Origin of the sequence: Lentzea sp. NPDC102401 (genome assembly GCF_044765805.1) — a bacterium.
Taxonomy (GTDB): Bacteria; Actinomycetota; Actinomycetes; order Mycobacteriales; family Pseudonocardiaceae; genus Lentzea; species Lentzea sokolovensis.
In genome coordinates, this window is the sequence record NZ_JBIWKS010000009.1 from 155,814 (window position 1) to 171,171 (window position 15,358).

A 15,358-nucleotide genomic window follows, 5' to 3' on the forward strand; every position below is an offset into this window, starting at 1 on the left:
GCCCGAGTGACTGATCTTGTAACCGCACGCCTGATCCTGCGTCCGTGGTCCGAGCTCGACGTGAAGGCCGTGGTGGGGGAAACGCGCCTGCCGTCGTGGGCGGCCGACTTCCCCTCCGAGGGCGACGTCGTGATCGCCGGGGTGCTCCTGGAGAACCCGGTCTGGCTGTCTCCGTCCGGCCATCGCCTGATCATCGAGCGGGCAACCGATGAAGTTGTGGGATCGCTGGGCCTGTTCTGGCCTCCTTCCGACGGCAGGGTGGAGATCGGTTACGGCGTGGTGCCCTCGCGCCAGGGACGCGGCTACGCCTCGGAAGCGACCGCAGCCTTGACCGCGTTCGCGCTGGAGCTGGACGGCGTGCACACCGTCCACGCGAACGTCGAGCCGGCCAACCCCGCCTCCGCCCGCGTGCTGGAGAAGGCGGGCTTCACCCGGTACCAGAGCACCGGCGAGCTGATCGGCTACCAGCGCACGGCCGGCTGACCCGCGCTCACCGGGGTGCCACCCGCGGCCCGTCCGCGTCCGGCAGCGGCCGCGCCTGGTCCAGCACCTCGTCGGTGTACTTGTCGAGCAGCCGGGTGCCGATCTGCTGCGCGTAGCCGAAGATGACCGCCCACAGCAGCAAGGCGGCCGCCGAAGGGATGCCGATCAGCCCGCTCGTCACGCCGGCGCCCAGTGCCAGGATGCCGACCACCGCCAGTGCCGCCCCGAGCATGATCTTGATCAGCGCCTGGTACCCGATCATCACGTACGGCGAGAGCGATGGCCGGCGGCGTAAGAGCAGGACCACGGAGGCCAGCACCGCGCCGAACGAGCCGAGCACCTGCACGAGCCACACGTCCACACCGGACGCTTTCGCCGTGCCGCCGGGACAGACCGTGGGCAGTGCGTTCTCCTTCGGGTCGACGCACAGCGGGATGATGCCCGGCTTCACGATGCCGACGACGCCGAGCACCGTGTTGATCACGAACAGCACCAGGGACGCGGCGATCAGCTTGTTGCGCAGCGCGCGGGAGCCCGCGTGCGCGAAGTCGGAGTTGTCGTAGGCGGCACGCAGCGCGTCCACCACGATCGCGCGCTCGACCGCGGGCGTGAACTCCCCCGGCCGCAACGCTTCCAGGGCTCGGCGGCGCGGATCGTCGTCGTCCAGGTACTGCGCCACCCGTGCCTGCAGACCCGGCAACCGCCCCAGGAACCCGCGCTCCGCCGAGATCGTGGCCACCTCGGCCTCGTGCAGGGCGCGCCAGGCACGTTCGATGTGCCAGCCCGACCACCACGACGGCAGCATGCGCCACCACGGCTCGCGACTGCCGAGCATCGCCTCGACCACGGCGGCCTGCTCCTCGGCCGTGCGACGCCACACGTCGCCCTCGGGATCGACCGGATCGGACGGGCCGAGCGCGGCCAGATCCGCGCGCACCCGGTCGAGCCGGGACTGCACGACAAGTCTCCAGTCGGTGACTCTGGGTTTACGTTCGGCCATGTCCCGATGGTGACAGGCGACACTGACAATTTCCGCAGCCATCCGTGTGACGTGCGCAAACGTCACCAGGACGCCTATATGCACTTGCGCTTATATACGTGCTGGGTTATAAAACTGACCGTGGACGTCTTCGAGGCAGTAGCCGAACCGAACAGGCGGCACCTGATCAGCCTGCTGGCCGAACGCGAACGCACCGCGGGTGAACTCGTGGACAGCCTGCCCGCGCTGACCCAGCCCGCCGTGTCCCGCCATCTCCGCGTCCTGCGGGAGACGGGCCTGGTCGAGGTGCGACCGGACGGTCAGCGCCGCGTCTACGCGCTCAAACCCGATGGCCTGCAACGCATCGACGACTGGATCACCCCGTACCGCCACTTCTGGCGCGATCACCTCGACGCACTTCGACAGCACCTGGAGAACGAATGAACGACCTCGGCACCATCACCGCCGAAGGCGAGCACGCCGTCCTCACGTTCCACCGCAGGTTCCGGTTCCCGATCGACCGCGTCTGGGCGGCCATCACCGACGACGCCGAGCGCAAGGCGTGGTTCGGTGAGGGAACCGTTGATCCGCAAGGCGAAACGGTCGTCATCGAGCCCGAGGACCCGCCCGCGCCGATGGAGGCCAAGCGCGTCACGGGCCGCATCCTGACGTGGCAGCCGCCGGCGAACGGCCGCGCGGTCTTCGAACACGAGTGGCACCAGCGCATCGTGGAGGACAGCGTCGTACGCTACGAGCTCACCGCGGACGGCGACGAGACCCTGCTCCAGTTCACCCACCGCAGACTGTCCGAACGCAACGCCAAGGGATTCGCGCCCGGCACGCACGCGTTCTTCGACCGCGCGGAAGCCTTCCTGCGCAACGAGACCCCGCCGAACTGGAGCGAGCGCTACGCCGAGGTCGCGCCCGCGTATCCGGCCTGGAAGTAGAGGAGGCGCCGCCCGGGGCGCCGAGCGACACCTCCCCCGCGGGCTCAGGCGGTCTGTGAAGGCTCCACCAGCGCACGGAGCCGGGGAGGCATCCTCTTCTCCAACCCGTACGGTTCGAGGTGGGCCTGCAACACGCCCGTGAACGCCCGCTCCACCGAAGCGGTGTCCCAGTTGTCGCTCTCCAGGATCGGCTGCTTGAAGTACGGCTGCCCGACGATGTGCAGCTGCCTGCCGTTGCACCGGATGACCTGCCCGGTGATGCCCTCGGCGCGGTCCGAGAGCAGGAACAGCACGAGCGGCGCCACCTTGCCCGGCGTCCGGTCAGCCGGGATGGCGCGCAGGGAACGTTCCGACTTCCACACCATCCGCGTGTGCGCGACAGGGCACACGGCGTTCACGCGGATGCCTTCGGACTCCAGGTCGAGAGCCCACGAGTAGCTCAGTGAGGCCACCGCGCCCTTGGTCGCCGAATAGGTGGCGAGTTTGCGCTGGCCGAATGAGGCGCCGGAGGAAATGTTGATGATGGAGCCGCCACCGGTGGCGCGCATCGCCCGCATTGCCGCGATTCCGACATAGATGACGCCGAGGACGTTCACCTCGACCACCTGCTTGATCGTCTCGGGGTCGTCCTCCCACGGCGCGGTCTCGTAGTTCAGGCCCGCGTTGTTCACCAGGCCGTCGACACGGCCGAATTCGTCGACGCACAGGTCCACGATCTTGGCCGCCTCGCTGGGATCGGCGACCGTGTGGTTCGAGGCCACAGCGCGGCCGCCGAACTCGCGGATGTGCTCCGCGACCCGTTCTGCCAGGTCACCGTCGTTGTCGTTGACCACCACGGACGCGCCGGCGAGGGCGGCGTGCATGGCGTAGGCCTCGCCCAGCCCTCGGCCTGCCCCCGTGATGACGACCGCTTTACCGTCCAGGATCCCCATTGCACGCTCTCTTTCACTCGGCGGCGGTTCCCGAACTCCCCTGTGGTCCTGTACCCGCCTTCGACAAGCGTGCGGACTGTCCGGAGATGCGAAGAGCACGTTTCGATGAGATGTCGCTGCCGAGCGCCCAATGGCGAACCGAGTTCGGCAGGGCAGATAGGGCCGGACTAATCAGTCCCAGGTGCACGAGGGCTTTAGCCCTCACTCGTTCGAGTGACAAAAACGGGCCGCCTTCCCGCGAGGGGAAGGCGGCCCGGAAAACGAGAATTCACCGTTCCGTGTAAGTCAGGTTCCTGCCGTTGGACGGGTCGAAGAGCTGCACCTTGTCCGCGTCGAACCAGATCTCCGACGAAGCGCCTTCCACCGCGTCGGACGCCGAGGACAGCCGCGTCACGAGCGAGATGCCGTCACCCGGCACGTCGTCCGATCCCGCGTCCGCCGCGAGCTCCTGGAGCTCCGCCGAGGCCGCCTGTTCGCCCGTGAGGTTGAAGTAGGCGTACTTGTCCGAGCCCATCGACTCCAGCACGTCCACCTGGTGCGTGAACTTGCCGCCCGACGACAGCGCCGCCGCCTCGACCAGTGCCGCGTCCTCGAAGTGCTCCGGGCGGATGCCCATGATCACCTCGCGGGGCGCGTCGGCACCCTCCACCAGCTGCCGCACCCGGTCCGTCAGCGTCACGTCGCCGAGGATCGAACGCAACGAGCCGTTCTCCAGCGTCGCCGGCACGAAGTTCATCGACGGGGAGCCGATGAAGCCCGCGACGAACAGGTTCGCCGGCTGGTCGTAGAGGAACTGAGGCGCGCCGATCTGCTGCACGACACCGCCGCGCATGACCACGACCCGGTCGCCGAGGGTCATCGCCTCGGTCTGGTCGTGCGTCACGTACACGGTGGTCGTGCCGAGCTGCTTCTGCAGGCGCGACACCGAGGTGCGCATCTGCACGCGCAGCTTGGCGTCCAGGTTGGACAGCGGTTCGTCCATGAGGAACGCCTTGGGGTTGCGCACGATCGCGCGGCCCATCGCCACGCGCTGCCGCTGGCCACCGGACAGGTTGGACGGTTTGCGGTCGAGGTGCTGCGTGAGGTCCAGGATCTCCGCGGCCTCCTTGACCTTCTTCTCCACCGTCGCGTTGTCGACCTTGGCCAGCCGCAACGGGAAGGCCATGTTCTCCTTCACCGTCATGTGCGGGTAGAGGGCGTAGGACTGGAACACCATCGCGATGTCGCGGTCCTTGGGCGCCTTCTCGTTGACGCGCTGCCCGCCGATGCGCAGCTCGCCGTCGGTGATGTCCTCCAGGCCCGCGATCATGTTGAGCGTGGTGGACTTCCCGCAGCCGGACGGTCCGACCAGGATGATGAACTCGCCGTCGGCGATCTCGAGGTTGACCTCCTGCACGGCCAGCGCGCCGTCGGGGTACCTCTTGGTCACCTTGTCCAGAACGATCTCTGCCATTGGTCAACTCACCCCTTGACGGCGCCGGAGGTCAGGCCGGCGACGATCCGGCGCTGGAAGAACAACACGAAGAGGATGATCGGGATGGTGATGACCACGGCGGCCGCCGCGATCGACCCGGCCGGGTCCTCGAACTGCGAGCTGCCGGTGAAGAACGACAGCGCCACCGGCACGGTCCGCGACTGCTCGGTCGAGGTGAGCGAGATCGCGAACAGGAAGTCGTTCCAGCAGAAGATGAACACCAGGATCGCCGTCGTGAACACACCCGGTGCGGCCAGCGGCGCGATGACGCGACGGAACGCCTGCCCCGGCGTCGCACCGTCCATCTTCGCCGCCTTCTCGAGCTCCCAGGGGATCTCGCGGAAGAACGCCGACAGGGTGTAGATCGCGAGCGGCAGCGCGAACGTGATGTACGGCAGGATCAGGCCGGGCCACGTGTCGAACAGGCCGAGCGAGCGCTCGATCTCGAACAACGGGGACACCAGCGAGACCTGCGGGAACATCGCGATCAGCAGCGAGACGCCCACCAGCAGGTTCTTGCCGGGGAACTCCAGCCGCGCGATGGCGTAGGCGGCCATCGTGCCGAACACCACGGCGATCGCGGTCGCGATGATCGCGATGCCGATCGAGTTGATCAACGCCCGCGTGAACTCCGACGTCGAGAAGATGTTCTGGTAGTTCTCCAGACTCCACTCGCGAGGAATGAAGTTGCCGTCGGACAACGTCGCCGCCGACTTGAACGACAGCGACACGATCCACAGCACCGGGATCAGCGCGTAGATCACGACGACCGTGTTGAGAACGCCCCAGCCCCACTTCTTGGCCGGGGTCTCCGCTCCTCCGATGCCCGCCATCAGCGTTTCCCTCCGTCGTCACTGCCGGGGGCAGCGGTGCCGAAGAGCTTGATGAACACGAACGCGATGATCGCGACCATGATGAAGATCAGCACGGACATCGTGGATCCGATACCGAGGTTCAAGCCCTTGATCAGGTTGTTGTAGGTCAGCATCGACACCGACGACGTGCCCTGCGAACCCGCGGTGAGCACGAAGAGGTTGTCGAAGATGCGGAACGCGTCGAGCGTGCGGAACAGCAGTGCCACGAGGATCGCCGGCTTCATGATCGGCACGGTGATCCTGATGAACCGCTGCCACCCGTTCGCGCCGTCCATCGCGGCGGCCTTGAGCAGGTCGTCCGGCACCAGCGCCAGGCCCGCCATGAGCAGCAGGGCCATGAACGGCGTGGTCTTCCAGATCTCCGCGAGACCCACGACCATCAGCGCCGGGATCTTCTCCGTGAGCACGGGATCGCCACCGAGCGCCTCGGCGAGGTAGCCGGTGCCGGGCGTCCAGGCGAAGCGCCAGGAGAACGCGGCCACGACCGTGACGATGCCGTACGGAATCAGCGTCGTCGTGCGGACGATGCCGCGGCCGACCAGCGCCCGGTGCATGATCAGCGCGAGCGACATGCCCAGCACCAGTTCGACGGCGACCGTGACGACGGTGAGCAACACCGTCACCCAGACCGCGTCCCACCAGTACGGGCTGCTGAGCACCGTGACGTAGTTGTCGAACCAGATCCACTCGGTGCGGTCCGGGAACTTCAGGTCGAACCTCTGCATCGACAGCAGCAGCGAGTAGAGGATCGGCCAGCCGGTCACCGCGATCATGGTGATCGCGGCGGGCGCGCAGAGCAGCCAGCCGAGTCGGCGTTCGGCCCTCTTGCCCTCGCTCAGCGCGACCTTCTTCTTGGGGGCGACCGATGCAGGCGTCGCCCCGGTCGTCGCCGTGTCTTCCGTTGCTGTCTGGCTCACGGCAGCACCCCCTTCGAGTCGAGAGCGTCCTGCAGTTCCTTGCGCAGCCTGTCCGCCGTCGCCTGCGGGTCGATGCTCGCGGGCGGCGAGAGGATCGTGGAGATGACCGTCGAGACGTTCTGGTAGGCGGGCGTGCGCGGCCGCACACTCGCGTTCTTCAGCGTCTCCTTGATGTCGTCGCGCATCGGGTACGCCTCGGCCATCTCCGGCTCGTCGTAGACGGCCTCGATGGTCGGCGGCACACCGTCCTTCAGCGCGGCGACCTTCTGGCTTTCCGCACCGCGCAAGCACAACACCGCGTCGAACGACTCGTCCGCGTGCGTGGTGTAGTTGCTGACGGCGTAGTTGATCCCGCCGACGGTGACCTTGGCGGCGTCACCACTCACGGTGGGGTACGGCGCCCACTTGAAGTTCTTCGCGAAGTCCGGCTTCTTCTGCGCCGCCGCGTAGACGTACGGCCAGTTCAGCTGGAACGCCGCACTGCCGTTCTCCATCGCGAGGCGTGCGTTGTCCTCGGCCGCGTTGGAGAACGACGGGTCGATCGCCTTGGACGTGGCGAGCTTCTTCAACGCCGCCAACGCCTGCACGGCCTTCTCGTCGACGACGGCCTTGGTGCCGTTCTCGTCGAGGATCGTGCCGCCGTTGGAGTTGACGAGGGTGTTGTACAGCACGACGAGCCCCTCGTACTGCTTCCCCTGCGCGACGATCTGGCCGGGCTTCCCTTCCGCCACCAGCGCCTCGGCCATGGAGATCATCTCGTCCCACGTCTTCGGCGGCGTGGGCACGAGGTCCGAGCGGTACCACAGGAGCTGGACGTTCGTGTTGTCCGGAGCTCCGTACAACTTGCCCTCGTAGGTCGCCGTGTCGAGCGGCGTCTTGAGCGTGCCGCTCTCCACCTGGGACTTGACGGAGCCGGTGAATTCCTTGATCCAGCCCGCCTTCGCCAGCTCCGCGGTCCACGTGACGTCGAGCCCGAGGACGTCCATGCTGTCGTCCTCGGCCGCGAGTCTGCGCACCATCTGCTCGCGCTGACCGTCCGCCTCACGCGGCAGCTTGTTGTAAACGATGTTGTATCGCCCGCCGGCCTTCGCGTTGCAGCTGTCGACGATGGCCTGGAAGTTCTCCTGGGGATACTTGTAGACGTTGACGGTGATGCCGCCGTCGCCCGACCCGCACGCCGTGAGCGTTCCTGCCGCGAGTACCGCGGCTCCCACTCCGGCGGCAAGTCGATAGCGCCGTGTCGCACCCATCGGCCCTGCCTCCTTCCCGACTACACGGAGGAGCCAGACCGCAGCGCCCGGCACCTCGTCGTGCCACCGGCCGCACCGGGCGGACCGGTCAGATGAACCTAGGCCGGGTGATCACGAGCCGCAACCAAGAGAGGCAACGATTCAGAACCAATGGGCATGTAGAGCGTCTCAATTGCCGGGGTTCACCGGCCGCATCGCCAGCCGTGCGAGCAGGTCACGCCCCTTCTCGGCCGACTTCGGATGGCACAACACGTCGTACCTGTTTGCCACGAGCTGACTGGCCGACTGGAAGTCCCGCTTACCGCGCGCCGACCCGTACCCGACGGCCGCGAACACCAGCCCGAAGAACACACCGGTGATCAGACCCGTGAGCACCGGCCCGACGGTGACCCCCGGCTCGGGGCTGAAGAGGGTGAGCAAGAGCCCCACGAACAGACCGAACCACGCGCCGCTCGCCGCACCGGTCATGAGGACTCGGCTCCAGGTGAGCTTGCCGGTGATCCGTTCCACCAGCATCAGGTCGACGCCGACGATCATGACGTCCTGCACGGGGAAGTCCTCGGTGGCCAGGTGGTCGACCGCGCGCTGCGCCTCCTCGTACGTGGCGTACGAGCCGATCGGCCACCCCGTCGGCGGGGTGGGCAGGCGCGGGGGGACGCCGGGCCGGTTCGGGTTGGCGAACGGACTCGTCACAGGGACCACCTCTGTCGCGACGCGCTGATCGTCTCATCCTGCCAGTGCCCGGTGCGGGGTGCCGAAGCGCCTACGGGTGTTTTGCCGGAAGTGAGGCGTTTCGCCGATGCCGCACTCGCCAGCCGACGCATCGACCGAACAAGACGGCGTGGCGTCCGCGACCACGTCACGGTCACCACGCCGTCCGGCACGGATCAGTCAGCCAGCGAAGTCAGGGCTTCAGCGCGAGGACGCCTCCGAAACTTCCGCTCGCGGGCCATCTACTCATTCACGCGGGGGTCTTTCCGTAATAAGGACTGATCGTATTCGCCAACTTTCGCTGGATCGCCCGCAACCGCAAGAGAGTGGTCGCATCGTCGAAGCCGGTAGTCGTCGACCATTCGACGCCAGAGCCGACGAGATCGCTCACGAAGACGACTTCCACCGCCAGCAGCACCCGCGCCCAGTCGACCGCCTCGAGCGGGCGGTCCTCATGAAGCTCCACTCTCAAGGACTGGCATTTTTCCAGCAGATCTTGAACGCTCCTGAACCCCATTCCCACGGCCATTTCCTCACTGCAGTGGGCAGGTCCACCCCACTCCAGAAGCGCCCTGCGGAGCAGCTCCACTTCGTCAGAGCTGAGCACACGACTGGGTGCAACACCACTCTCCGACATCAATTCAACCCCGCCCAGTAGTCATCCAGCTTCTCCGGTTCTCGCCGGAAAATCGTACCGCCGTCCGCGTGGTGCGGATCGTGGATCACGATCGTGGACCCGTCCTTGTTGAGGAACGCCTTCCTGTCACCACCCAGATCCTTCTGCCGCGCCGGATTTCTGATCGTGTCCTGCGCAAGCTTGGTGAGTTCCTCGGCAGACACACCCGGAAACTCGTTTCCGTGCTTCTTGTTGGCATGCCCTGTAGCGATATCAGGTGCCTCGTCCAGTCGCATCGCATCCGTGCACCACGTCGAGGGTCCCGTGTTGTGCACCAGCAGCGGGGTTGCGCCCGCGACCACGAAGTAGGTGTGCACAACGTCAACCGTGAGGTTGAAGGTGCGCATGAACGAGAAGTAGTGGTGGGTCGAGACCAGCTCAGCTCGGCCGTTGCCCGGGGTGTTGAGCAGATCACCGGCCTCAAGCTCACCGGCGTCCTCCCATTCACCGGTTGTCGCGTTGTAGAACGGGTGGTGCGCCGTCGACCGAATCACCTTCGGGCCCTCAGGCGTCGACACCGTCAGGTCGACGTAACTCTTGTCCTCGTCGGTGATGATGACGGCGACAACAGTCTGCTTCTCGACCTTGTCACTCTCCGGCTGGCTGGCCGCGACCTCGTCGCCGACCTCGATCTCGTCGATCCGCTTGGTCGACCCGTCCGCCATCAGCACCTGCGTGTCACCGCTGAAGCTGTTGACGCACTTGGCACCCGCCGCCACGACGTCCTCGGCACCGCGGCCGACGTCCTTCACATGGTCGGCGTTGCGGACCCACTTGTAGATGGTCGCGCCCCAACCAATAAGCGGAATTGCGCCTGCACAGGCCAGGACGGCGTCAGTCGTCTGGCCCTCTGTCGCGTACCCGGCGCAGTTCGTCAGGTCGGCGGGCTCGCCGATGACGGGGACCATTCCGAGGCCGTCGAGCACCAGGTGCGTGAACGCCGAGCTTCCTCTCGAGCCACATCCTGGACAGGCCGGATAGCCACTCGCGTTCTTGCCGGCCGTGCCGCTGCCCTGCGAGCCGCACGGGGCGGCCGCCGGGTAGCCGCTCGACGTCGAGCACATCTTGGGTGACGCGGGTGCCGGCTTCGGCTTCGACTGCGGCGGTGCGTTGTGCGGGTTGCCGCAGTACTGGACGCACTGGCCGTCCTTGTTGTTGCGCTGGCCGTTCGGCTTGTAGCCGGTGTCGCCCTCGCACACGTTGTAGTCGCAGTACGCGAGGCCGGTCGGGTCGCTGAACGTGATCGGCGAGTTGTTGGCGTACGCGTAGGCGTTCCACTGCTGCGGGTCCAACACGACCATGATCGGGTCGACCGAGATGAACCTGCCCAGCGCGGCGTCGTATTGACGAGCGCCGATGTTCACCAGACCCGTGGCGCTGTCGTTGGTCCCTCCGACGAACCCGCGTTCGCCCGGGAACACCGGGTTGGTGCCGCGCGGGGCGCCGAACGGGAGTTGGCGGCGGCGATCGACCTTCATCGTGGCTCGGTCGATCGCGACGTGTGCGGTGCCTTGCATGTCGGAGGCAAGCCACGTGACCTTGGTCTTGCCCTCGCGCATGGCTACGACCTGGCCGCCGTGGCGGTAGTAGCGCGTCACGGTCGGCGCGGTCGCGCCCTTGGCCAGCCTGATCTCCTCGTCACCCAGGTACAGGGTGGTCGCGTCCGCGTCGCGGCGGATGAGCCGCTCTCCGGTGGCGCTGTAGAGGAACTCGGAGACCTTCGAGCCTTCGGTGACCTTCGTGACCCGGCCTTCGGCATCCCATTCGAGGGTCTGGTCGGCGCCGGCCACCTTCCGGCTGGTCGTCGCGCCGATCTCGTTGTACGCGAACTGGTCCAGGCGGCTTCCGCCGGGACCGGTGGTGGTCACCGAGTTCGCGGCGTGCGGCCTCGGCGCGCCCGTCGCCGGGTAGTCGTACGTCCTCGTCGTGTCGCCGGAGGCCGCGTGCTGGACCTCCGTGCGCCGGTTGCCGATCTGGTCGTAGGTGTAGGAGTGCCAGTAGGGCGCGGGACCCGCAAGGGAACCCGTGGACTTCGCCACGTCACACCCCGCGGTCGGCGTCCAGGCTTCGGTCAGCCTCCTGAGGTGGTCGTACTGGAAGCACTGTCGGTCCGGCAGTTGTCCCTGCGTCGTGTCCGCGACCGAGGTGATGTTGCCGACCTGGTCGTAGGCGTAGTTCACGTCCGCCTGCATCGGCGCCGCGACTTCCGCGTCGACGATGTAGCGGTTCATCCGGCGGGTGCTGTTGTCGTAGTAGTACGACAACCAGGTGCGCTTGCCGGTGTTGCCCATTTCGAGCCGGTAGAGCTCACCGAGCCTCGTGTAAGCCGTCGTGTTGACGAGGTTGTCGGTGCCCTGACCAGTCAGCGACGCGGTCGTGTTCCTCGGACGTCCGAACTCGTCGAACCCGTGCACCACTGACTCGGTCGGCATGTTCGCCGCGGGCACCGCGCCGAGACCTTCACCGGTGACGGTTCCGTCCGGGCTGTAGGTGAACCACCGCTTGTAGACACCCTTGAGCAGTCCTTCGACGTCGGGGATCTCCACCTCGGCGGCCAAGGGCTTGTTGAGCGACGTGTAGGACAGGACCCGGTTGATGTACGCCCTGCCGTTGACGTACCGCGTCGTCGACGCCGGCAGACCCTTGCCGTACTCGGCGGTGTCGTACTCGAACTTCGTCAGGAGCGTTCCGCCGGACTTCACCGCGGTCTTGCGCCCAGCGGCGTCGTACTCGTGGGTGAGGACCGTTCCGCGCGCGTCCTTGCTCGTCGTGAGCCGGTTGGCCACGTCGTAGGTCATTTCGGTGACGCCTCGGTCGACGTCCTCCGACTTGACCAGCCGGCCGCGCAGGTCGTGGTGCCAGCGCCAGGTGTTGCCGGCCGCATCCGTTGTCGCGGCGAGGTTTCCAGCAGCGGAGTAGGAGTACCTGGTGACGTCGTGCTCACCGCTCGCGGTGGCGCCCTTGTACTGCCACAGCTCCGTCATCTGCCCACGGGCATCGGTCACCGACGTGGTCGGAGTACCACCGGACGGCGGCGTCACGTCCACTCGGTCACCACCGTACGCGGTGGTGCTGCGCCACTTCTCCTGCCCACCGGCCTGGTAGATCGACGCGGTCGGACGGCCAGAGCCGTCGAACGCGGTCCGGGTGAGTCCCGGTACGTCGTTCTCGGAGAAGCTCAGCAGGTTCGTGTCGACCGCACCGGAGTTGAAGAACGGCTGCGTCGTCCGGCTCACCCGGCCCTGCGAGTCGTACTTCGTGTCGACGACCAGACGGCCGCCGGTCGTCGCGTTCTGCGCCTGACGAGTTCGGTACTGACCGTCGAACACGACGGTTCCACTCACGTAGTTGCCGACGGCGTTGACGGCGGTCGTCCTGACGGAGCTCGGCTTGTCCTGGCTGACGTCGTAGTCGATCTTGACGTTCGGGTCGTCCGGGTACTCGTCGCGGGGACGGTTCGCCTGCCACACCCGCACGGTCCTGCCGAGAGCGTCGTACTGGCCCTCGGTGATGTTCTCGTTGGGGTCGACGAGCTTCGTCCCCACACCCCAGGCGGGTTCGACCTCGGTCGTGGTGATGTGGCCGAGCTGGTCCTTCACCACCACCTTCGTGACCGGACCTCCGGCAGCGGGCGCGTACTCCGTGGTCACCACGTTGCCGAGCGGGTCGGTCGACGTCAACGCACGACCGTACTTGTCATAGGTCGTCGTGACGACCGTTGCGAAGACAGCGCCGGTTGCCGGGCGCGAGTCCAGTGTGGCAACGCTCGCGACGTTCCCGTTGTCGTCGTAGGTGTACTTGCCGGCACCGAGCGAGTGCTGCGGGAAGACCGCAGTCTCTCCACAGTGGACGGCCACCGTCTCCGACTCCAGCGCGGAGGACCAGATCCACCTGGCCGAGTCCTGCCGGTACGAGGTGCGGGTGCACCGGTCGTCCGACGCCGTGGTCAGGTCGCCGAGGTCGTTGCTCTCGGTCACCTGGCCGTGGTCGTCGTACTTGCTCTCGGTCTTCGTCTTGCGCCAGCCGCCCGACCGCAACGCGGTGTAGGACGTGGTGGAGGCGTTCCCCACCCAGTAGGCCTTGTAGTCGCCCCGCGTCGCCGTCGGACCTGCCCAGGTGGGGGTGGAGATGGTCTTGGAGGTGACGGTCTCACCGGTGCCGTCGTGAACCTGGGTCTCGAAGCTGAGCCCGCTCAGCCAGTCCGAGTCCTCGCGCTCGACGCCCTCCGAGTCCTTGACCTTGGCGACGCGCGTGCCGTTGTTGGGCAGCTTGTCGCCGTTCATGCCGCGGTAGAAGCGTTCTTCGGTCATCGTGACCGGCTGCTCGGGGTTGCCTTCGTGCCCGGCCTTCACCCGGACGCGGCCGTAGCCGCGGAACTCGTTCCAGTTCCGCTTCTCGTCCTTGACGAACTCCGACTGGTTGCGGCGCCAGGCCGCACCGTCGAGGTACTCGTACTTCACGATCTGGTCGGAGCTGGCCGCCACGCGGTCGGAGGTGGTGATCGACTCCACCACGTACTTGTGGAAGTAGTCCTCCCGTTCGGCGCCGTCCTTCGGCGCCCACTTCACGGGATAGCAGCGCTTGTCGTTCGTCTCGGGGTTGGCCGGCATCGACGTTCCCGGCACGCAGTCCGGGTCCGCGTACCTGATCGTCGTCGTGCCGCCGGCCTCCGAGACGACGCCGGTGACGCGGTAGCGGTTGAGCGGCCCGATACCGGTGGGCGTGTCGACGCGGTTCGGCTTCGCCGTTCCCTCGAACTTCACCTGTGGCAACGAGATCTCGCCGCCGACCAGTCCCGCGTGCGTGATGCCCTTCAGCCACAGAGCGGCCTGGTAGACGTCGTCGGTCTTCGGGAACTCGTGCTGCAGGGTCCAGCGGTCGACGTTCTGGTAGCCGTCGCCCTTGCGCACCTGCGTGGTGATCGTCGACAGGCGCTTGGTGGACCAGAACGTGGGGCTGTACTTGTCCTTGCAGGTGGTGCCGTCGCAGTTCTCGGCGACAGCGGCGTCCGGCCAGTTCTCCTTCTTCGCGAAGGAGCAGTCACTGCCCTTCACGCAGCGGTCGGCCAGACCGAACTCGACCCTGCCGGTGGCAGGAGCGTTCACGTCGTCGCGCAGGCCGTACTCGACGGACTTCAGCGTGCCCGCACGCACGTAGGGAACAGCCGTGTCCTTCAGGTTCTTGCCGTACTTGTTGATCTCGGTGTCGTAGTTGTAGAGGATCACGTTGCCACGCGGGTCGATGACCTTGTCGAGCATCCAGCGCCACGCACGGTCGCAGGAGGACGCTTCGAAGGTGCTTTCGTGGCAGGGCTCTCCGGCGTCGTCGCCGAACACCGGGACGGTCCACGTCGACTTCGAGTCAGGGCGCGTTCCGAAGAGGTACTGGGTCCCGTCGACCGTCGTGATCTTCCAGGACTCGTTGAACTTGTCACCGTTGCCGGCCGTGGTGGTCCTCTCCACCCGCGACCTGTCGTCCTGCTTCAGCCGCCATGCGCCGGTGGCGTCGTCCTTGATCAGCATTCCGCCGCTGCCGCCGAACGAGGCGGTGGCGTTGTCACTGCGCCAGCACAGGTCGCCGGTCTTCGGCGGAGTCGTGCCTCCCGTGGTGTCGTCGGCACAGGCACCGTGGGCACGCTCGACGAATCCCGCAGACAGGTCCCAGCCGTCACCGATCCAGGACGGCTGGTTGTTCGTAGCCGAGGTGAGACCGTCCACTGCGGACGACCGGTACGACAGACCGAGCGACGGGTTGAACCCGCCGGGGGAAGGCGGCACCCGCAGCGGGTACGACCAGGCGAAGTCACCGCTCTGCTTCGACACCTCCCACGACGCCGACTGGGAGAAGGGTGTCGCCGCGAACGAGCCGCCGCCCTGCTGGGAACCGGCCTCCGGCTGGTTGCCCTGCAACGCCCGTGCGGACGCGTCGTCCTGGCCTCGGGCGGAGAACACCCCGTTCGTCACCGGTACGGAGTTCACGTCCGGTGCGTTCACCGACGGTCCGCCTGCGGCGATCGCCTGCTGTTCGACGGTCGCGGTGACCGCCGTGAGCGCGAGGCAGACCGCCAGCCCTCTGACGAGGGCGCGCTTGAGCTTCATGGTGTTCGTTTCTCCC

At 66.9% G+C, this 15,358-nt stretch carries 12 protein-coding genes; 3 read left to right on the plus strand and 9 right to left on the minus strand.

The features are described 5' to 3' along the window. Nucleotides 1-6 precede the first annotated feature (6 nt). On the plus strand, nucleotides 7-483 hold the full coding sequence (locus ACIRG5_RS29170) for a GNAT family N-acetyltransferase (RefSeq protein WP_402910275.1): 477 nt from the start codon (nucleotides 7-9) through the stop codon (nucleotides 481-483). Nucleotides 484-490: 7 nt separating this feature from the next. On the opposite strand, the gene ACIRG5_RS29175 is transcribed toward ACIRG5_RS29170, so the two are convergent. Beyond that, a complete protein-coding gene (locus tag ACIRG5_RS29175) occupies nucleotides 491-1,483 on the minus strand; it encodes a hypothetical protein (protein ID WP_319980181.1) in 993 nt (330 codons plus the stop codon). Nucleotides 1,484-1,603: 120 nt separating this feature from the next. Between ACIRG5_RS29175 and ACIRG5_RS29180 the strand changes: the two genes are divergently transcribed. Both ACIRG5_RS29180 and ACIRG5_RS29185 read left to right on the plus strand, forming a co-directional pair. Continuing rightward, nucleotides 1,604-1,906, plus strand: a complete 303-nt coding sequence (locus tag ACIRG5_RS29180) for an ArsR/SmtB family transcription factor (RefSeq protein WP_402910279.1) — start codon at nucleotides 1,604-1,606, stop codon at nucleotides 1,904-1,906. After that, nucleotides 1,903-2,409, plus strand: a complete 507-nt coding sequence (locus ACIRG5_RS29185; protein ID WP_402910281.1) for an SRPBCC domain-containing protein — start codon at nucleotides 1,903-1,905, stop codon at nucleotides 2,407-2,409. The genes ACIRG5_RS29180 and ACIRG5_RS29185 overlap by 4 nt, the downstream gene beginning before the upstream one ends. A 44-nt stretch (nucleotides 2,410-2,453) precedes the next feature. Here the strand turns inward: ACIRG5_RS29185 and ACIRG5_RS29190 are convergent, their stop codons facing one another. From ACIRG5_RS29190 to ACIRG5_RS29225, 8 genes are all read right to left on the minus strand, one after another. Then, nucleotides 2,454-3,341, minus strand: coding sequence for an SDR family NAD(P)-dependent oxidoreductase (locus ACIRG5_RS29190; protein WP_093602373.1), 888 nt, complete (start codon nucleotides 3,339-3,341; stop codon nucleotides 2,454-2,456). A 268-nt stretch (nucleotides 3,342-3,609) separates the two neighbouring features. Then, nucleotides 3,610-4,794, minus strand: a complete 1,185-nt coding sequence (locus ACIRG5_RS29195; protein WP_402910283.1) for an ABC transporter ATP-binding protein — start codon at nucleotides 4,792-4,794, stop codon at nucleotides 3,610-3,612. A gap of 8 nt (nucleotides 4,795-4,802) precedes the next feature. Beyond that, nucleotides 4,803-5,648: a carbohydrate ABC transporter permease gene (locus tag ACIRG5_RS29200; RefSeq protein ID WP_402910285.1), complete on the minus strand. Its 846-nt coding sequence runs from the start codon at nucleotides 5,646-5,648 to the stop codon at nucleotides 4,803-4,805. Further along, a complete protein-coding gene (locus ACIRG5_RS29205) occupies nucleotides 5,648-6,607 on the minus strand; it encodes a carbohydrate ABC transporter permease (RefSeq protein ID WP_402910287.1) in 960 nt (319 codons plus the stop codon). The genes ACIRG5_RS29200 and ACIRG5_RS29205 overlap by 1 nt, the downstream gene beginning before the upstream one ends. Continuing rightward, nucleotides 6,604-7,857: an ABC transporter substrate-binding protein gene (locus tag ACIRG5_RS29210; protein ID WP_402910290.1), complete on the minus strand. Its 1,254-nt coding sequence runs from the start codon at nucleotides 7,855-7,857 to the stop codon at nucleotides 6,604-6,606. Before ACIRG5_RS29210 ends, ACIRG5_RS29205 begins: the two co-directional genes overlap by 4 nt. 168 nt (nucleotides 7,858-8,025) lie before the next feature. Then, the gene (locus ACIRG5_RS29215; RefSeq protein ID WP_402910293.1) at nucleotides 8,026-8,550 is read right to left on the minus strand and encodes a general stress protein; all 525 of its coding nucleotides are present in this window, start codon (nucleotides 8,548-8,550) and stop codon (nucleotides 8,026-8,028) included. A 268-nt stretch (nucleotides 8,551-8,818) separates the two neighbouring features. Continuing rightward, a complete protein-coding gene (locus ACIRG5_RS29220) occupies nucleotides 8,819-9,091 on the minus strand; it encodes a hypothetical protein (RefSeq protein ID WP_402910296.1) in 273 nt (90 codons plus the stop codon). A 113-nt stretch (nucleotides 9,092-9,204) separates the two neighbouring features. Further along, nucleotides 9,205-15,342 (minus strand): RHS repeat-associated core domain-containing protein, encoded by a 6,138-nt coding sequence (locus ACIRG5_RS29225; protein ID WP_402910299.1) that lies wholly within the window; start codon nucleotides 15,340-15,342, stop codon nucleotides 9,205-9,207. Nucleotides 15,343-15,358: the final 16 nt, after the last annotated feature.